Genomic DNA, 19,840 nt, shown 5'->3' with positions numbered 1-19,840 from the left:
AGAAAAAAGGAGTGGGGAGGCAATGCGCTTCACTCACTCCTTTTTCCATTTTAAATTGAATTGGAGACGATATGAGTTCAAAGAAGAAAAAAAATAAGATGGAGCGTGGTCTGACCAATCGTCACGTGCAGGTTATGGCCATTGCAGGAACAATTGGAACAGGACTCTTTTTGGGAGCAGGTCGCTCTATCAGCCTAACAGGTCCTTCCATTGTGCTGATTTATATGATTACTGGGGCTTTTATGTTCCTCATGATGCGTGCGGTTGGGGAAATGCTCTATCAGGATCCTGAGCAACATACCTTTATCAACTTTATCACGCGCCATTTGGGTAAGGGATGGGGTTATTTCTCGGTTTGGTCTTACTGGTTATCTGTTGTCTTTATCGGTATGGCGGAAATCACAGCCATCTCTCACTATGTTCAGTTCTGGTTCCCTAGCTGGCCAAGTTGGATGATTGAGATTGGATTTTTGACTATTCTAGCCTTGGTCAATTTGATTGCGGTGAAACTTTTTGGGGAAGTTGAGTTTTGGTTTGCTATGGTCAAGATTGTGGCTATTTTAGCTATGATTGCCACAGGAGTCTTTATGGTCTTGACAGGCTTTAAGACACCACATGGAGTAGCAAGTTTGGCTAATATCGCCGACAATTTCTCACTATTTCCTAATGGTGGAGTTAACTTTGTCATGGCCTTCCAGATGGTTTTCTTTGCCTATCTCATGATTGAGTTTATCGGGGTAACGACTTCAGAAACAAAAAATCCACGTCAGGTCTTGCCAAAAGCCGTTAAGGAAATTCCTTTGCGTATCGCCTTTTTCTATGGAGGTGCTCTCTTAGCCATCATGGCTATCATTCCGTGGCGTGAACTTGCATCGGCTGATTCTCCCTTTGTTACAGTATTTGAATTGGCAGGTGTCAAGTGGGCAGCAGCCTTGATTAACTTTGTCGTCTTGACGTCAGCAGCATCTGCCCTTAACTCAACTCTCTACTCAACAGGTCGTCATTTGTATCAGATTGCCCATGATTCGCCAAATCGCTTCCTAAAAGCAATTAAGGCAGATACTCTCTCTCGCCACAACGTGCCACAAAATGCCATCATTGCCTCAGCAATCTTGATTGCCCTAGCAGCCTTTATCAACATCTTGCCAGGTGTGTCGGATGCCTTTGCCTTGATTACGGCATCATCATCAGGTGTCTATATCGCCATTTATATCTTGATTATGGTGGCTCACCTTAAATACCGCAAGTCACAGGACTTTATGGCGGACGGCTATCTCATGCCCCATTATCGTTTCCTAAATCCCTTAACCATGCTCTTCTTTGCCTTTGTCTTTGTAACTCTCTTTTTACAAGAGTCTACATTTGTCGGAGCAATCGGTTCAGCTATCTGGATTATCGGTTTTGGGATTTACAGCCAGTGGAAATTTAGAAAATAGATTTGAAACTCATCAACTCAGGTTGGTGAGTTTTTGCTAGTTTGACAGTCTATTGAAATAAGACTATAATCAAGCTGTATCAGTTTTCGAGGAGGTTTAGATGTACTTTAGATTGGAAAATAAAGAATCCCATAAATCACAAGAAATAGGGAATCTGATTCGTGTTTATAACCGTTCAAAAAGAGAAGAATCTGAAAGTGAGCCACTTAATCTTTATGTCGAAGATGAAAAGGGCAATCTCCTGGCAGGTTTGATAGCAGAGACTTTTGGAAATTGGTTGGAAATCGAATATTTGTTTGTAAAAGAGGAACTGAGAGGGCAAGGAATCGGTTCAAAATTATTGCAGCAAGCAGAAACTGAAGCAAAGAATCGAAACTGTCGTTTTGCTTTTGTTAATACTTACCAGTTTCAAGCTCCAGATTTTTATAAAATGCATGGCTACAAGGAAGTTTTTACCTTACAAGACTATCCCTACACAGGAAAAAGATTTTATTACCAAAAAGATTTGTAAGGAGAATATGAAATCATAAAGTAAAGAGGGGGCTTGACATAAGTATGGAGGTGGACTAATGGATATGAGTAACTATCGATAAGTAGCAGTTATAATCTACAAATTGTGTCTTTCTAGACGATATTGAGGACAATACAGTCGTAGCTAAGACATTAGATGTGAAATCCTACGATGCTGTAGATGTTTTGAGAAAATTGAATAAGCAGAAAACTCTCTATCATTTAGGTGGTAGAGAGTTTTTTGTTAATAAAATTTTACAAAATGACATTTATATATTGCATTAAGTTAGATATATGATATAATGTTGTTAAAAAGAGGCGCAACTTTTTAAAATTAATGAGAATCAAAGAGAAAACCAAGAATGTTAATGGAGGAATAAAAAATGGAAGTTATAAATGTAAGTAAGCATTATGCTCATTCAATCATTCTCAAAGATATAAATTTTGCACTTAATAAGGGTGAAATTGTTGGTCTAGTAGGGAGAAACGGAGTTGGCAAGAGTACATTGATGAAAATTCTTGTTCAGAATAATCAACCGACTTCAGGGAATATTATAAGTAGTGATAATGTTGGGTATTTAATCGAAGAACCAAAATTATTTTTATCTAAAACAGGTTTAGAGAATTTAAAATATTTGTCAAATTTATATGGTGTTGACTACAATAAAGAAAGATTTGGAAGTTTGATCCAAGAGTTAGATTTGACTCAGTCTATTAATAAAAAAGTAAAGACCTATTCTTTAGGTACAAAACAAAAATTAGCTTTGCTTCTAACTCTCGTTACGGAACCTGATATATTGATTTTAGATGAACCGACTAATGGTTTAGATATTGAATCATCACAAATAGTTTTAGCAGTTCTAAAAAACTTAGCTTTACATGAAAATGTGGGAATTTTAATATCGAGTCATAAATTAGAAGATATTGAAGAAATTTGTGAGAGGGTCCTTTTCTTGGAGAACGGGCTTTTGACATTCCAAAAAGTAGGAAAAGATAGACATAATTGCTTGTTTGAGATAGCTTTTTCATCAGCTACAGATAAAGACATTTTCCTTACCAAACAAGAATTTGGGGATATTGTTCAGGAAGAGGGACTGAAAATTACTATGTCTGGGAATATTCAAAGTAGTGAGCTTTTTAAATTTTTTAACGAAAACTCTATTAAAGTAGTTGATTTTGAAACTAAAAAAGAGACGCTTAAAGATATTTATCTAAATCGTTCAAAATAAAGGAAGGTTATAATCATGAAATTAAATAAATTGAATTTTCTTAAGGAAAATATAAGAGATTTATATTCATCAGGCGTAATATATCTCGGATTGATTATCTCGTTTATACCGCCGATACTGGTTACATTCTTTATTCTAAAGACTCAAGGGACATCACTTGGTATTAAGCATATTTCAAATTTTTATGCTATGCTCGGTATGTTAATGGCTGTCATACATGCTAACCGAGTCATTAGTAGAGATTTTTCTCATAATACAATCAGTTTGTTTTATAATCAACAGAAGAATCGGATGATTTACGTCTTGTCTAATTTTCTATATGCCATCTCAGTTTCCATTATTTATGCTTTGAATGGTATTGTGTTACTAGTCATCGTAAGTAAATTGGGTGTTCCAGGTGATTTAGGTTTAGATTTTATAGTAGCCATTGTAGTCAATACAATTTTGTTAGTCCTATTTTATTTTCTATTATCTTACATTTTCTATTTATACAAATTGAAAAGTGGCTTGGTATTTGGTATTTTAGTAGCTTTACTACTCTTTGTCCCTAATATATTAAATACGATTATGATGAATACTAGTAATGATTTGTTTATCAAAGCAATTGAACTTCTTCCTTTTTATTCTTTACCTGTATTTGTGGCTTCAAATACGATGTCTATTAGTCAGTATCTTGTGGTAATCACTACAATCATTTTATTGTACTTTTTCACTCTCAAGAAAAGCAAGAAGTATTCATTTTAGTTTCGTTTAGTATTATTTTGCATACTTAAAACCAGCAAAAAATCAGTCATCTTGGTATGCTCCTTCTCTTGCTGTTCACCACGTTTTTGACTTATACTAGACTCATTTCCAAAAGCATTATATAATAGTAATATGAAACCAACTAAACTAAACAAGAAGTACAAGCAATAAAAACTCGTTTAAAAGATTCTACTAAAGCTAATACTAAATAGCCAGCTAGGGAGTTTATTTCAAACAATCCAACATACTGATTTTAGGCTGAAGATAATATTGGAGTGATAATTAATGAGCTTATAATAATAGCTGACAGCTTGTGTTAGTTTTGGATTTTTTAAGAGTAGATGAGTATTAAAATTATTAGGAGGACGCAGGTGGCTAAAAATTTAAAATTAAAATTAGCTCGGGTAGAGCTTGATTTAACACAAGGTCAACTGGCAGAGGCTGTCGGTGTGACGCGCCAGACTATTGGTCTAATAGAGGCGGGCAAATACAATCCCAGTCTCTCGCTCTGCCAGTCCATTTGCAGATGTTTAGGGAAAACCCTAGACCAACTATTTTGGGAGGAAGAAGATGGTAAATAAATTCATTCATTATCAATTACTTGACGAAAGAGAAGAACAACTAATCAATAAAGCTGGGGCAGAATCCTTTTCCCTCTTTATTGTGCTTGTGCTTCTAAGCTATTTGGTGGCTGTATTAGCTCCCTCTCTTTTTAATCCGAATTTTCTAGTGTATACACTGATAGTAGGAATTTTCTTCTTTTTTAATCGTGCCCGTTATCTGGGAGTGACCTATTATAGTCGTTTTCATTTTACGATTTTGGGTTGTTTTTTTCTAACCTTGGCGATTACAGCTCTTTTGATGTTGCAGAATTATCAATTCAATATCGAAATTTATCAGCACAATCCTTTGAACTTTAAATACTTGTCTGCTTGGGTCATTACATATGTCTTTTACCTTCCCTGGGTCTTTATTGGCAATCTTGGTCTGAAGAGTTATGGTGAATGGGCTCAGAAAAAATTTGAGCAAGACATGGATGAACTGGAGAGTGGAGAATAGCTTGTTACTCTTTTCTCAATCCAGCTAAATGTGATATAATAGTACTAATTTATTGGAATACATGAAAGTTTTTGAAAATTTTTATGGGTTTCTAGCTAAGGAAGTAGGAAAAGTATGTATCCAGATGATAGTTTGACATTGCACACGGACTTGTACCAGATTAACATGATGCAGGTTTACTTTGACCAAGGGATTCACAATAAAAAGGCGGTCTTTGAGGTTTATTTCCGCCAGCAGCCTTTTAAGAACGGCTATGCGGTTTTTGCAGGTTTGGAAAGAATTGTGAGTTATCTTGAAGACCTGCGTTTTTCAGATAGTGATATTGCCTATTTGGAGTCTCTAGGCTATCATGGGGCATTCTTGGATTACCTTCGCAATTTCAAGTTGGAGTTGACCGTTCGTTCTGCCCAAGAAGGGGACTTGGTCTTTGCTAATGAACCGATTGTGCAGGTGGAAGGCCCTCTAGCACAATGTCAGTTGGTCGAAACGGCTCTTTTGAACATCGTCAACTACCAGACCTTGGTGGCGACTAAGGCAGCTCGTATTCGTTCAGTCATTGAAGATGAACCTTTAATGGAGTTTGGGACACGTCGGGCGCAAGAGATGGATGCGGCTATCTGGGGAACACGCGCAGCGGTGATTGGTGGAGCCAATGGAACCAGCAACGTGCGTGCTGGTAAACTCTTTGATATTCCTGTCTTGGGGACTCACGCCCATGCCTTGGTACAGGTTTATGGTAACGACTATGAAGCTTTCAAGGCTTACGCTGCGACCCACAAAAACTGTGTCTTTCTTGTGGACACCTATGACACCCTTCGCATTGGGGTACCCGCTGCCATTCAAGTGGCGCGTGAGCTGGGTGACCAGATTAACTTTATGGGTGTGCGGATTGACTCAGGGGATATTGCCTACATTTCCAAGAAAGTTCGTCAGCAATTGGACGAGGCTGGATTTACAGAGGCTAAGATTTATGCTTCTAATGATCTAGATGAAAATACCATCCTCAACCTCAAGATGCAAAAAGCCAAGATTGATGTCTGGGGCGTGGGTACAAAGCTGATTACAGCCTATGACCAGCCAGCTCTTGGGGCAGTTTATAAGATTGTGGCCATCGAAGATGAAAATGGTCAGATGCGCAATACGATCAAGCTGTCTAATAATGCGGAAAAAGTGTCTACGCCAGGTAAGAAGCAGGTGTGGCGCATTACCAGTCGTGAAAAAGGCAAGTCAGAAGGCGATTATATCACTTATGACGGTGTGGATGTGAGTGACATGACGGAAATCAAAATGTTCCATCCGACCTATACCTACATCAAGAAGACGGTTCGTAATTTTGATGCCGTTCCTCTCTTAGTGGATATCTTCAAAGACGGAAAATTGATTTACAACCTGCCTAGCTTGACTGAGATTCAGGATTATGCTCGTAAGGAATTTGACAAGCTTTGGGATGAGTACAAGCGCGTACTCAATCCGCAACATTATCCAGTGGATTTGGCGCGTGATGTATGGCAAGACAAGATGGACTTGATTGACAAAATGCGCAAGGAAGCCCTCGGCGAAGGAGAAGAAGAATGAGTTTGCAAGAAACGATTATCCAAGAACTGGGTGTCAAACCAGTGATTGATGCCCAGGAAGAAATCCGTCGTTCTATTGATTTCTTAAAAAGATACTTGAAAAAACATCCCTTCCTAAAGACCTTTGTACTAGGGATTTCTGGGGGACAAGACTCAACCTTAGCAGGACGTTTGGCTCAACTGGCCATGGAAGAACTGCGAGCAGAAACGGGAGATGACAGCTACAAATTTATCGCAGTCCGCCTGCCATATGGAGTGCAAGCTGATGAAGCAGATGCTCAAAAAGCCCTAGCCTTCATTCAGCCAGATATCAGTTTAGTGGTGAATATCAAGGAGTCTGCAGATGCTATGACAGCTGCAGTTGAAGCGACAGGTAGTCCTGTTTCAGATTTTAACAAGGGCAATATCAAGGCTCGTTGCCGTATGATTGCTCAGTATGCCCTTGCTGGTGCCCATAGTGGAGCGGTCATTGGAACAGACCATGCTGCGGAAAATATCACAGGCTTTTTTACCAAGTTTGGTGACGGTGGTGCGGATATTTTACCCCTGTTCCGCCTCAATAAACGCCAAGGAAAACAACTATTGAAGGAACTTGGTGCAGACCCAGCACTTTATGAAAAAATCCCAACAGCAGACCTAGAAGAAGACAAACCAGGTCTAGCTGACGAAGTAGCCCTCGGAGTCACTTATGAAGAGATTGACGACTACCTAGAAGGCAAAACAATCAGCCCAGAAGCCCAAGCAAGAATCGAAAACTGGTGGTACAAAGGCCAACACAAACGCCACTTACCCATCACCGTATTTGATGATTTTTGGGAGTGAAAACCTCCAGTGGAGGTTTTCAGCCTCTCACCTTGAAATAAGAAAGTGAGAGAAGGTCCGAGAGACCTTTTTAGCTTATTACCTTGAAATTAAAAAGCAAAGTAAATTTAAATTGAGGTTGGGCAGAGAATCATCTATCAGAAAGTGAGGTAGCGTAATGAAATCTATCGGTACGCAAATGTTACAGACAGAACGTTTGATTTTGAGAAGATTTGTGGAAAGTGATGCAGAAGCCATGTTTCAGAATTGGGCTTCGTCCGCTGAAAATTTAACCTACGTCACTTGGGATCCTCATCCTGATGTCGATGTGACTCGAAACTCGATTCGTAATTGGGTTGATTCTTATGCTAATCCCAACTATTACAAATGGGCCATTTGTCTCAAAGAAAACCCGGAACAGGTGATAGGAGATATCAGCATCGTTACAATAGATGAGAACGATTTTTCTTGTGAAATTGGCTATGTGCTAGGCAAGAAATACTGGGGTCATGGTATGATGACAGAGGCTTTGAAAGCTGTCTTGGACTTTTGTTTTACTCAAGCAGGTTTTCAAGATGTCAGAGCACGATATGCTAGTCTTAATCCAGCTTCAGGTCGTGTCATGGAGAAGGCTGGAATGTCCTATCTCAAGACTATTACCAATGGTGTAGAGAGAAAAGGCTATCTTGTGGACCTTATTTATTATCAGATAAGTAGGTAAGAATAGTGAATTTTCTTTTCAGTTTCCATCAAAGTCAGACTTTGTCTGGCTTTTTTTGCAACATTTTTTACATAATCTGATTAAATTCCTATTTTTCCCTATCATTGTCCATGTTTTTTCTTGAGTTTTGGGGCTATAATAGTCCTATCAAATCAAAGAATGGAGGAAAGCAATGGATAATATAATCTTTTTTATCAGTGTTTTTCTTGCTGGAATTCTCTCCTTCTTTTCTCCTTGTATCTTACCCTTGTTACCGGTTTATGCAGGGGTCTTGTTGGATGATAAAGATGGTGCCCAGGCTTCTAGTGGCAAATTTTCAATCTCACTTGTTAGTTTATTGCGAACTCTAGCTTTTATAATAGGGATTTCCTTTGTTTTTATCTTACTAGGCTATGGAGCTGGTTTTTTAGGAGACCTTTTGTATGCCTCTTGGTTTCAGTATGTGACGGGTGCGGTTATCATTCTCTTGGGCTTGCACCAGATGGAAGTCTTACATTTGAAAGGACTCTACAAGGAAAGAAGGCTACAATTAAAGAGACAAGAGCAAAAGGGTAACGGCTATAGTCAGGCATTTTTACTGGGATTGACCTTTAGTTTTGCTTGGACGCCTTGTGTGGGGCCGGTTCTTGGCTCTGTTTTGGCTTTAGCGGCTTCAGGTGGCTCAGGTGCTTGGCAGGGAGCTGCTCTCATGTTGATTTACACGCTGGGCTTGGCGCTACCATTTTTGGTTCTAGCTCTAGCCTCCAGCTATGTTTTGAAACATTTCCGAAAACTCCATCCTTATCTAGGAAAACTCAAAAAAGTGGGTGGTTTCCTCATTATCGTGATGGGAATCTTGGTGCTTTTGGGAAATGCTTCCATTTTGACTACATTATTTGAATAGAGAGGAAAAAGAAATGAAAAAATGGCAAACATGTCTCCTTGGAGTCGGCTCAATCTGTTGTTTGGCAGCCTGTTCGGCTAAAAATATGTCAGACGAAGCTACTATGAAGGAGCAAACGAAAACAGAACAAGTCAGTGCGCAAACTGCGACTAAAGGTCAGGCAGTTGCTGATTTCGAACTGACAGGAGTAGATGGCAAGACCTACCGCTTGTCTGATTACAAGGGTAAGAAAGTCTATCTCAAATTCTGGGCTTCTTGGTGTTCCATCTGTCTAGCCAGTCTTCCAGATACGGATGAAATTGCTAAGGATGCTGGTGATGACTATGTAGTTTTGACGGTAGTGTCACCGGAACATAAGGGGGAACAAGCAGAAGCTGACTTCAAGAACTGGTACAAGGGCTTGGATTATAAAAATTTCCCAGTCCTAATTGACCCGTCCGGAAAACTTTTGGAAAGTTATGGTGTCCGTTCTTACCCAACTCAAGCCTTTATAGACAAGGAAGGCAAGCTGGTCAAAACGCAACCAGGTTTTATGGATAAGGATATGATTTTAAAAGAATTGAAAGAAATGGGGTAGAGAAAGGTCATGAATGATAAAGTAAAACTTTTTGTCTTGGCAGGGATTTTTTTCCTAGCCATAACCGGTTTCTATTTTCTATTGATGCGAAATGCAGGGCAGACAGATAGCTCGCAAATTGAGAAAGCATCAGTTAGCCAAGGAGGAAAAACAGTGAAAAAAACAGAAGTGAGTAAAGATGCAGATTTGCATGAAATTTATCTAGCTGGAGGATGTTTCTGGGGAGTGGAGGAATACTTCTCACGCGTTCCCGGAGTGACAGATGCCGTTTCAGGCTATGCAAACGGTAGAGGGGAAACAACCAAGTACGAATTGATTAACCAAACAGGACATGCGGAAACCGTCCATGTTACCTATGATGCCAAACAAATTTCCCTCAAGGAAATCCTGCTTCATTACTTCCGCATTATCAATCCAACCAGCAAAAATAAACAAGGAAATGATGTGGGGACCCAGTACCGTACTGGTGTTTATTACACAGATGACAAGGATTTGGAAGTAATCAACCAAGTCTTTGATGAAGTTGCTAAGAAATACGACCAACCTTTAGCAGTTGAAAAGGAGCCCTTGAAGAATTTTGTGGTGGCTGAGGATTATCACCAAGACTACCTCAAGAAAAATCCAAATGGCTACTGTCATATCAATGTCAATCAGGCGGCCTATCCCGTCATCGATGCCAGCAAATATCCCAAACCAAGTGATGAGGAATTGAAGAAGACCTTGTCACCTGAGGAGTATGCAGTTACCCAGAAAAATCAAACAGAACGAGCTTTTTCAAACCGCTACTGGGATAAATTTGAATCTGGTATCTATGTGGATGTAGCAACTGGCGAACCCCTCTTTTCATCAAAGGATAAGTTTGAGTCTGGTTGTGGCTGGCCTAGTTTTACCCAACCCATCAGTCCAGATGTTGCCACTTACAAGGAAGATAAGTCCTACAATATGACGCGCATGGAAGTGCGGAGCCGAGTTGGAGATTCTCACCTTGGTCATGTCTTTACGGATGGACCACAGGACAAGGGAGGCTTGCGCTACTGTATCAATAGTCTCTCTATCCGCTTTATTCCTAAAGACCAAATGGAAGAAAAAGGCTATGCCTATTTACTAGATTATGTCGATTAAGAAGTCTTTCCTAAGCAGTTAGAGGAGAATTTTGCTATACTGATACTAGTAAGTGACAAAGGAGCAGAGCATGACCTACACAATCTTAATCGTAGAGGATGAATATCTAGTAAGACAAGGCTTGACCAAGCTGGTCAATGTAGCAGCCTACGATATGGAAATCATCGGTCAGGCTGAAAATGGAAGGCAGGCTTGGGAATTGATTCAAAAACAGGTGCCAGATATCATTTTAACCGATATCAATATGCCTCAGCTGAATGGCATCCAGTTGGCCAGTCTAGTCCGAGAAACCTATCCTCAGGTACATTTGGTCTTTTTGACCGGCTACGATGATTTTGATTATGCCTTGTCTGCAGTCAAACTTGGTGTAGATGACTACCTGCTCAAGCCCTTTTCTCGTCAGGATATTGAGGAAATGTTGTGGAAAATCAAGCAAAAGTTGGACAAAGAAGAGAAAGAAGAGCAGTTACAAGATCTATTGACTGATAAGTTTGAGGGAAATATGGCTCAGAAAATCCAGTCTCATCTTGATGACAGTCAATTTAGTTTAAAGTCTTTGGCCAGTGACTTGGGCTTTAGTCCGACTTATCTGAGTTCTTTGATTAAGAAAGAGTTGGGACTGCCTTTTCAGGATTATCTGGTGCGAGAACGTGTCAAACAAGCCAAGCTTTTGCTTTTAACTACAGATCTAAAGATTTATGAGATCGCAGAAAAGGTTGGCTTTGAAGATATGAATTACTTTACCCAACGTTTTAAACAGATTGCAGGTGTGACACCTCGTCAGTTTAAGAAGGGGGAAGGTCGATGAAGCGTTCTTCTCTCCTAGTCAGAATGGTTATTTCCATCTTTCTGGTCTTTCTCATTCTCCTAGCTCTGGTTGGGACTTTCTACTATCAATCTAGTTCATCATCCATTGAGGCTAGCATTGAGGGCAATAGTCAAACGACTATCAGTCAGACTAGCCACTTTATCCAGTCTTATATCAAAAAATTAGAAACCACCTCGACTAGTTTGACCCAGCAGACGGATGTCCTAGCCTATGCTAAGAATCCCAGTCCAGACAAGGTAGAGGGAATCCGAAATCTATTTTTGACCATCTTAAAGGCAGACCAAGACTTGAAAGCTGTTGTGCTGGTAACCAAGTCTGGTCAGGTCATTTCTACAGATGATAGTGTGCAAATGAAAACCTCCTCAGATATGATGGCTGAAGAATGGTATCAAAAGGCCATTCATCAGGGGGCTAAGCCAGTTTTGACACCAGCTCGTAAATTAGATAGTCAGTGGGTCATTTCTGTCACTCAAGAACTTGTTGATGCAAAGGGAGCTAATCTGGGCGTGCTTCGTTTGGATATTTCCTATGAAACTCTGGAAGCCTATCTTAACCAACTCCAGTTGGGGCAGCAGGGCTTTGCCTTTATCATCAATGAAAACCATGAATTTGTTTATCATCCTCAACACACAGTTTATAGTTCGTCTAGCGAAATGGAGGCTATGAAACCATACATTGAGACAGGGCAGGGCTATACTCCAGATCACAAATCCTACGTCAGTCAGGAAAGGATTGCTGGAACTGATTGGACGGTGCTTGGTGTGTCTTCGTTGGAGAAGTTAGACAAGGTTAGGAATCAACTCTTGTGGACCTTGCTTGGAGCCAGTTTCACATCTCTTCTTGCCTGTCTCTGCTTGGTGTGGCTTAGTCTTAAACGCTGGATTGCTCCTCTGAATGACTTGAGAGAAACCATGCTGGAGATTGCTTCTGGTAATCAGAATCTGCGTGCCAAGGAAGATGGTGCCTATGAACTGAGAGAAGTGTCTCGTCAGTTCAATGCCATGCTGGATCAGATTGATCAGCTGATGGCAGATATTCGCAGGCAGGAAGAAACGACCCGTCAGTACCAACTTCAAGCCCTATCGAGCCAGATTAATCCGCATTTCCTTTATAATACCTTGGACACCATCATCTGGATGGCTGAATTTCAGGATAGTCAGCGTGTGGTGCAGGTGACCAAGTCCTTGGCTACCTACTTCCGCTTGGCGCTCAATCAGGGTAAAGATTTGATTTGCCTGTCTGACGAAATCAACCATGTCCGCCAGTACCTCTTTATCCAGAAACAACGCTATGGCGATAAGCTGGAATATGAAATTGCTGAAGATCCTGACTTTGATAATCTAGTCTTACCCAAGCTGGTGTTACAACCTCTAGTAGAAAATGCTCTTTATCATGGCATCAAGGAAAAGGAAGGTCAGGGCCATATTAAACTTTCTGTCCAGAAAAAGGATTCAGGACTAGTCATCCGCATTGAGGATGATGGTGTTGGTTTCCAAGCTACTAGCGATAGTAGTCAAAGTCAGCTCAAACGTGGGGGAGTTGGCCTTCAAAATGTTGACCAACGGCTCAAACTTCATTTTGGAGACAACTATCAGATGAAGATTGATTCTGTACCTTCAAAAGGGACGACGGTTGAAATATACATAAATGGAATAGAAACTAGCTAACTCCCAGTCAATTCTGGGAGTTTTATGCGTAATTGGGCAAGCTTTCTAGGTTGTCTATCTTGCTAAAACGTAGAAAAAACGATATGATAGATAATGACAAAAGAGGTATCAAGTATGAAGGAAAAAGATATTCAAAGAGCAACAAGCCAGATTGTTGAAGATGTATTAGAAAAGGCCAATTTGAAGCAGGGATCCATCTTTGTTTTGGGCCTTTCTTCTAGTGAGGTGATAGGTGGTCAGATTGGCAAGGAATCCAGCCAAGAAATTGGCGAAATCATTGTGAAGACTATCCTAGATATCCTAGAAGAAAATGGAATTCATCTAGCCGTTCAAGGTTGTGAACATGTCAATCGGGCCCTCGTCGTTGAACGTCAGGTGGCAGAGCAGTTTGGTCTGGAAATGGTCAGCGTCCTTCCTACTCTCCATGCAGGAGGTTCTGGCCAGTTGGCAGCCTTCAAGTTTATGCAAGATCCAGTTGAAGTTGAATTTATCAAGGCTCATGCTGGATTGGATATCGGAGACACTGCAATTGGCATGCATGTTAAGCATGTTCAGGTTCCGATTCGCCCTCTTTTGAGAGAAATTGGCCATGCCCATGTAACGGCTCTTGCTAGCCGTCCAAAATTAATCGGAGGTGCGCGTGCGCATTATCCACAAGATTCTATTAGAAAGTCGTGAGAATGAAAAAAACAAAACAACAACTAGAAAAAATTACCAAATATTCCATTCGTAAGCTCACTGTTGGGGTAGGTCCTGTAGCCATCGGGGCCTTCCTTTTTGGTGCTAGTACCTTTTCAGTAGATAAGGTGCAAGCAAATGAAATCGGTGGTGCTCATAGCGTTCATTACCGTTATTTGGCAGAGCAGGAATTGACTGAGTCTGAAAAAGCTCTGATTCACCATGAAGTTCCTACAGAATTTCAAGATGATGATATTCTTTATGTAGTTTATCGCAAGAAAGCAACTAACAGTCAACAACTTCCATACACAGGAAGTAAGGAGCTAGCTCTAGCAGGCCTTGGCTTGGCAACGGCTTCTCTAGCAGTCTTTTTGGTGTCCAAAAAAGGTCGTAAAGAAGTCCTAGGTGTTCTCTTGATTGGTTCTTTAGGAGCCAGCACCTTTGTACCTTATGGGACATTCGCATTTGAAAATAAAGAATTGCTTTCTTATAACCAAACTATTTCAGCCTCTACACATGAAGGCTTGGCTGAAGGGATTATCCACATTGATGGCTATGAATACATTGGTTACTTCAAGGAAGCAGAACTCCATCCATCAAGACCAGCTTCAACTGAACAGCCTCAGTTGCCAGTAGAAAAGCAAAGTTCAAAAGAAAATGAGAAAACTGAAGTCGTTCAAGAAAGACCTGCTGTCACTCCTGAAACTGTTGTCGAGAAACCTCTAGTACAAAATCCAGTTGCTCCTGCTATTGAAGAAAACCCCGTTTCTGAGAAGCCTCAGACAAGACAGGAAGAGAGCTTGGTGGAGATTCCTTTTGAAACGGTCACAAGTCCAGATGCGAATCTAGCAGAAGGAGAGACTCGTATTGTCATAGCTGGAGTAAATGGTCAGCGTCGTCTTGTAATTAAAGTATCGATGGTCAATGGTCAAGAAGTTAGAGAAGTTATCAAAAAGCAAGTAGTCCAAAATCCTGTGTCGCAAGTCATTGCAGTCGGAACTAAGAAAGAGGTGCAACCTGCTCCAACTCCAGTACCACAAGCTGAACCAAGTCACCAAGTAGCTAAAGGTACACAAGAAGAAGGTAAGACAGGACAATCCTTAACGCAACCTGAATTGCCAGAGGCTCCAGTAGAAGCAAAAGGAACTCAAGAAGAAGGCAAAGAAGGTCAAGCCTTAACGCAGCCAGAAATGCCAGAAGCTCCAGTAGAAGCAAAAGGAACTCAAGAGGAAGATAAAGCAGGCCAATCATTAACACAACCTGAAATGCCAGAAGCTCCAGTAGAAGTAAAAGGCACACAAGAGGAAGGTAAGGCAGGTCAAGCTTTAGTACAGCCAGAACTTCCTGAATATACAGAACCAGTTTCAACTAAGGGAACACAAGAAACAGGAAAAGAAGGACAAGCTACAGAGCAACCAGCAAATCCAGAATATAAAGTAACAACTGGTACAGTTGAGAAATCTACTGAAAGTGAATTAGATTTCACAACAGAATTAGTTCCTGATGACACAAAATATGTGGATGAAGAAGTAGTTGAACGTACAGGTTCTAAAGGAATTCAAGTTACGAAAACAACTTATGAAACAGTGGAAGGTGTAGAGACAGATAAAGTTGTTTCTACAACTACAGAAGTGAAAACTCCTGTCGTTTCTAAAGTAGTTAAAAAAGGAACAAAACCACTTGAAGGAACAACAGTTGAAACAAGAGAAGAAGTCATTCCTTTTGAAACAAAAGAACAAGAAGATGACACTTTAAAACGCGGAACAAGACAAGTAGTTCAAAAAGGTGTAGAGGGTAAGAAACAAATTACTGAAACTTATAAAACAATTCGTGGAGAAAAAACAAATGAAGCTCCAATAGTTAAGGAAACAGTAATTGAACAACCTCAAGATGAGATTATCAAAAAAGGTACAAAAGGTTTAGAAAAACCAATCTTAGAATGGGCTAAAACAGAAAAAGATGTCTTGAAGAAGAGTGCTACAGCTACTTATACATTGAATAAACCAGCTGGAGTAGAAATTAAATCGATTAAAGTAGCTCTGAAAGATAAGACTGGACAACTTGTTAAAGAAGTAACGGTGGCTGAAAATAACTTAAACGCTACCTTAGATAACTTAAAATATTATCAAGGCTACACACTATCCACAACCATGGTCTATGATCGAGGTGAAGGCGAAGAAACTGAAACATTAGAAGATAAAGAAATTCAGTTAGACCTTAAAAAAGTTGAAATCAAAAACATCAAAGAAACAAGCTTGATGAGTGTGGACGCTGATGGAAACGAAACAGATACTAGTTTGCTTACAGAAAAACCAGCTGATGTTGCTCCGCTTTACCTACGAGTTACAACTCATGACAACAAAGTTACAAGACTTGCCGTTGACAAGATTGAAGAAGTAGAAAAAGACGGAAAAACATTGTACAAAGTTGTAGCAAAAGCTCCAGACTTAGTTCAACGTAGAGCTGATGATACACTAAGCGAAGAGTATGTACATTACTTTGAAAAACAATTACCAAAGATTGGAAATGTCTATTACAACTTTAAAGAACTCATTGAGGATATGCAAAAAGACCCAACTGGTGAGTTTAAACTTGGTGCAGATTTGAATGCTGCCAATGTTCCAACACCAAGTAAACAGTATGTAACAGGAACGTTTAAAGGTAAGTTGTCTAGTGATGGGGATAACCGCTTTACAATTCATAACCTAGCGCGTCCACTATTCAACCGAGTTGAAAACGCTCATATTCATGACTTCAATCTAGGTAATGTCGATATCAACATGCCTTGGGCTAATAAGACAGCACCGCTTGGTGAGATGTTTAAAAAGTCAACGATTGAAAACATTAAAGTAACAGGTAATGTTGTAGGTAACAATGATGTTACTGGTATGGTCAATAAACTGGATGAATCCAATATGCGTAATGTAGCCTTTATTGGTAATATTACAAGTGTAGGTAATGCAGGATGGTGGTCTGGTGGCCTTGTTAGCGAAAGCTGGAGAAGTAACACAGACAACTCTTACATTGATGCATATATTAAAGGGAATAAAGCTAAGGTCGGTGGCCTTGTTGCTAAATTGAATCACGGTGATAACCCAATGGACGTTAGTGCATGGGGACGTCTGAAGAATTCCGTGGCAAAAGGTACGATTGATGTGAAAGAACCTCTTGAAACAGGTGGTCTGCTTCATTCTAACTGGTCGTGGGGACTTGCTGAAAATAACGTTACCATGATGAAAGTGAAGAATGGTGGTGAGATTCTTTACGGTTCTCGTGATGCAGAGGATGATGATTACTTTGGTGCAAACTGGGTTCGAAATAATAATGTATTCGTTAATGGTGTAAGTGAAGGTAAACAATCATATTCTCGCTCTAGTCGTTGGAAGGGTATTTCCCAAGAAGAAGCCGATGCCAGAATTGCTAAAATGGGAATTACTGCACATGAATATACAATAACTGAACATTTTGTAGATAAGTTAAACCATAAGGCAACAAAAGCAGATACTTACAAATCTACTCAAGATTATGACGTATCTCGTGAGCTTGCATACCGTAATATTGAAAAAATTCAACCGTTCTATAATAAAGAATGGATTATCAATCAAGGGAATAAAATTCCTGCTGGTTCTAAATTGTTGACGACTGAAGTATTATCAGTTACAGGTATGAAAGATGGACAATTTGTAACTGATTTATCAGATGTTGATAAGATTATGATTCATTATGCTGATGGTACGAAAGAAGAAAAAGCTGTATCACCTAAGCCTACATCAAACGTAGAACAAGTAAAAGAATATGGTATTACAGATTTAGGAGATGTCGTTTACACACCAAATATGGTGGTTAAAGACCGTGTTCAATTACTAAGTGATGTTAAAGCGAAATTAGATACGATTACTCTTGAATCTCCTGAAGTTCGTGCGATAACAGGTAATGTTGGAGCATTATATTTAGAAGAAAGTTTCGCAGAAGTAAAAGGAAATCTTGATAAATTAGTAAAAGCTCTTGTTGAAAATGAAGATCATCAGTTAAATGGTGATGAGGCAGCCATAAAAGCACTTCTTAAGAAAGTAGAAGATAATAAAGCTAAAATTATGATGGCACTTACTTACCTCAATCGTTATTATGGAATTGAATATGGTGACTTGAACATTAAGAATATGATGATGTTTAAACCAGACTTCTATGGTACGACACCAAGTGTTATTGACAGATTGATTCGAATTGGCTCGCAAGAAAAGAACTTAAAGGGTGATAGAACTCAAGATGCATACCGTGAAATTATTGCAGGAGACACTGGTAAAGGTGATTTACGTAGTTTCTTAGATTATAATATGCGTCTCTTCACAAATGATACAGATCTTAACGACTGGTTTATTCACTCAGCGAAAAATGTTTATGTTGTAGAACCTGAAACAACAAATCCAGATTTAAAAAATAAACGTCATCGTGTCTTTGATGGTCTGAATAATAATATGCATGCACGTATGATTTTACCATTATTGAACTTGAAGAAAGCACATATCTTTATGATTTCAACCTATAATACTATGGCTTATAGTTCATTTGAAAAATATGGTAAAAATACAGAAGCTGAACGTGAAGCGTTCAAGGAACGTATCAATTATGTAGCTAAAGCTCAACAAACATACTTAGACTTCTGGTCACGTCTTGCACTTCCGAATGTTCGAGATAGACTACTTAAGAGCCAAAATATGGTTCCTACACCTGTATGGGATAATCAAGCTTATGCGGGTATTAAGGATGCTAATCGTCGTGGATATGGTAAAGATGGGAAGGTAGCGACACCGATTCGTGAGTTATTTGGACCAACAGATAGATGGCATCAAATTAATTGGAATATGGGAGCGATGGCTAAAGTCTATGCAAAACCATATGAAGATGAACAAGTTTTCTTCATGGTAACAAATATGTTAGAGGACTTTGGTATTTCAGCATTTACACATGAAACAACTCACGTAAATGACCGTATGGCATATCTTGGTGGTCATGGACATCGTCAAGGTACAGATCTTGAAGCGTACGCGCAGGGTATGTTACAAACGCCTGATAAATCAACTTCAAATGGTGAATATGGAGCATTAGGGATTAATATGGCTTATCATCGTCCAAATGATGGAAATCAGTGGTATAACCCGGATCCTGACAAATTACAAACTCGTGAACAAATCGATCACTACATGAAGAACTATAATGATGCCCTTATGATGTTAGATCATCTTGAGGCTGATGCTGTATTACCGCAGTTAAATGGAAATACGAGTCGCTGGTTCAAGAAAATGGATCGACAATATCGTAGTGGAAATTCAGGTCATCAGTTCGATAAAATTCGTGAGTTGACAGAGGATGAGAAAAAAGTAGCAATCAATACTATTGATGATTTAATTACTAATAACCTAATGACGAAACATGGTGCTCCTGGTGATGGTACTTATAATCCAACGGACTTTGGGTCTGCTTATGTCAATATGAACATGATGACTGGTATCTATGGTGGAAATACAAGTACTGGTGCTCCTGGTGCGGCATCCTTTAAACACAATACATTCCGTATGTGGGGTTACTTCGGATATGAGAATGGATTTGTTGGATATGCTTCTAGTAAGTATCAAGATGCAGCTAATAAAGAAAATAATAAGATGTTAGGTGATGACTTCATTATCAAGAAAGTGTCTAATGGAAGATTCACTAACCTTGAAGATTGGAAGAAAGAATACTTTAAAGAAGTGAAAGCAAAAGGTGAAAAAGGATTTGCTGTCATTGAGATTGATGGTAAACAAATTACCAATTATGCTGAACTAAAAGCCTTATTTGATAAGGCGGTTGAGGCTGATCTAGCAGGTGGAGGAACAGCTAAAACTGTAGAGCTTAAATCAAAAGTCTTTAAAGCACTTCTTAAGAATACTGATGGATTCACAGGAAATCTTTTTAAAGCATAAATTGTATTAAATAGATGAGTAAAAAGGTAGATTAAGTTTTTCTTGATTTA

Annotated in this window: 16 protein-coding genes; all 16 read left to right on the top strand. The window is 39.5% G+C overall.

The annotated features are described in order from the left end of the window. The first annotated feature begins 71 nt into the window (after nucleotides 1-71). The 16 genes from ACLV7W_RS07220 to ACLV7W_RS07145 all read left to right on the top strand — a co-directional run bounded on the left by ACLV7W_RS07220 (nucleotide 72) and on the right by ACLV7W_RS07145 (nucleotide 19,790). Nucleotides 72-1,436 carry an amino acid permease gene (locus ACLV7W_RS07220; protein ID WP_060627822.1) on the top strand — a complete coding sequence of 455 codons (1,365 nt, stop codon included), beginning with the start codon at nucleotides 72-74 and terminating at the stop codon, nucleotides 1,434-1,436. A 100-nt stretch (nucleotides 1,437-1,536) separates the two neighbouring features. Continuing rightward, nucleotides 1,537-1,947 (top strand): GNAT family N-acetyltransferase, encoded by a 411-nt coding sequence (locus tag ACLV7W_RS07215; RefSeq protein ID WP_125455103.1) that lies wholly within the window; start codon nucleotides 1,537-1,539, stop codon nucleotides 1,945-1,947. A 382-nt stretch (nucleotides 1,948-2,329) separates the two neighbouring features. After that, nucleotides 2,330-3,175, top strand: coding sequence for an ABC transporter ATP-binding protein (locus tag ACLV7W_RS07210; RefSeq protein ID WP_080977898.1), 846 nt, complete (start codon nucleotides 2,330-2,332; stop codon nucleotides 3,173-3,175). A 15-nt stretch (nucleotides 3,176-3,190) separates the two neighbouring features. Continuing rightward, on the top strand, nucleotides 3,191-3,919 hold the full coding sequence (locus ACLV7W_RS07205) for a hypothetical protein (RefSeq protein ID WP_411865696.1): 729 nt from the start codon (nucleotides 3,191-3,193) through the stop codon (nucleotides 3,917-3,919). Between the two features lie 371 nt (nucleotides 3,920-4,290). After that, nucleotides 4,291-4,500 (top strand): helix-turn-helix transcriptional regulator, encoded by a 210-nt coding sequence (locus ACLV7W_RS07200; RefSeq protein ID WP_001107500.1) that lies wholly within the window; start codon nucleotides 4,291-4,293, stop codon nucleotides 4,498-4,500. After that, the gene (locus tag ACLV7W_RS07195; protein WP_261069988.1) at nucleotides 4,490-4,978 is read left to right on the top strand and encodes a DUF6773 family protein; all 489 of its coding nucleotides are present in this window, start codon (nucleotides 4,490-4,492) and stop codon (nucleotides 4,976-4,978) included. Before ACLV7W_RS07200 ends, ACLV7W_RS07195 begins: the two co-directional genes overlap by 11 nt. 114 nt (nucleotides 4,979-5,092) lie before the next feature. Next, the gene (locus tag ACLV7W_RS07190; RefSeq protein ID WP_033685356.1) at nucleotides 5,093-6,553 is read left to right on the top strand and encodes a nicotinate phosphoribosyltransferase; all 1,461 of its coding nucleotides are present in this window, start codon (nucleotides 5,093-5,095) and stop codon (nucleotides 6,551-6,553) included. Continuing rightward, the gene (nadE, locus tag ACLV7W_RS07185) at nucleotides 6,550-7,374 is read left to right on the top strand and encodes an ammonia-dependent NAD(+) synthetase (RefSeq protein ID WP_033685355.1); all 825 of its coding nucleotides are present in this window, start codon (nucleotides 6,550-6,552) and stop codon (nucleotides 7,372-7,374) included. The genes ACLV7W_RS07190 and nadE overlap by 4 nt, the downstream gene beginning before the upstream one ends. A gap of 157 nt (nucleotides 7,375-7,531) precedes the next feature. Next, on the top strand, nucleotides 7,532-8,074 hold the full coding sequence (locus ACLV7W_RS07180) for a GNAT family N-acetyltransferase (protein WP_084864713.1): 543 nt from the start codon (nucleotides 7,532-7,534) through the stop codon (nucleotides 8,072-8,074). 172 nt (nucleotides 8,075-8,246) lie between these two features. Continuing rightward, nucleotides 8,247-8,957, top strand: coding sequence for a thiol-disulfide oxidoreductase-associated membrane protein CcdA2 (gene ccdA2 / locus ACLV7W_RS07175; protein WP_411865695.1), 711 nt, complete (start codon nucleotides 8,247-8,249; stop codon nucleotides 8,955-8,957). A 13-nt stretch (nucleotides 8,958-8,970) separates the two neighbouring features. Continuing rightward, nucleotides 8,971-9,534 (top strand): redoxin family protein, encoded by a 564-nt coding sequence (locus tag ACLV7W_RS07170; protein WP_411865694.1) that lies wholly within the window; start codon nucleotides 8,971-8,973, stop codon nucleotides 9,532-9,534. A gap of 9 nt (nucleotides 9,535-9,543) precedes the next feature. Further along, complete coding sequence (gene msrB, locus ACLV7W_RS07165) at nucleotides 9,544-10,656, top strand: peptide-methionine (R)-S-oxide reductase MsrB (RefSeq protein WP_261047447.1); 1,113 nt, start codon at nucleotides 9,544-9,546, stop codon at nucleotides 10,654-10,656. Between the two features lie 70 nt (nucleotides 10,657-10,726). Next, on the top strand, nucleotides 10,727-11,464 hold the full coding sequence (locus tag ACLV7W_RS07160) for a response regulator transcription factor (RefSeq protein ID WP_084886926.1): 738 nt from the start codon (nucleotides 10,727-10,729) through the stop codon (nucleotides 11,462-11,464). Continuing rightward, the gene (locus ACLV7W_RS07155) at nucleotides 11,461-13,152 is read left to right on the top strand and encodes a cache domain-containing sensor histidine kinase (RefSeq protein WP_411865693.1); all 1,692 of its coding nucleotides are present in this window, start codon (nucleotides 11,461-11,463) and stop codon (nucleotides 13,150-13,152) included. Before ACLV7W_RS07160 ends, ACLV7W_RS07155 begins: the two co-directional genes overlap by 4 nt. Nucleotides 13,153-13,266: 114 nt before the next feature. Further along, a complete protein-coding gene (locus ACLV7W_RS07150; RefSeq protein ID WP_411865692.1) occupies nucleotides 13,267-13,830 on the top strand; it encodes a TIGR01440 family protein in 564 nt (187 codons plus the stop codon). Nucleotides 13,831-13,832: 2 nt separating this feature from the next. Beyond that, on the top strand, nucleotides 13,833-19,790 hold the full coding sequence (locus ACLV7W_RS07145) for a ZmpA/ZmpB/ZmpC family metallo-endopeptidase (protein ID WP_411865691.1): 5,958 nt from the start codon (nucleotides 13,833-13,835) through the stop codon (nucleotides 19,788-19,790). Nucleotides 19,791-19,840 lie beyond the last annotated feature (50 nt).

Origin of the sequence: Streptococcus mitis (genome assembly GCF_965111735.1) — a bacterium.
GTDB classification, from domain to species: domain Bacteria; phylum Bacillota; class Bacilli; order Lactobacillales; family Streptococcaceae; genus Streptococcus; species Streptococcus mitis_DR.
The sequence above is the reverse complement of the archived record's forward strand: the minus strand, read 5'-3'. Positions and strand labels throughout refer to the sequence as shown.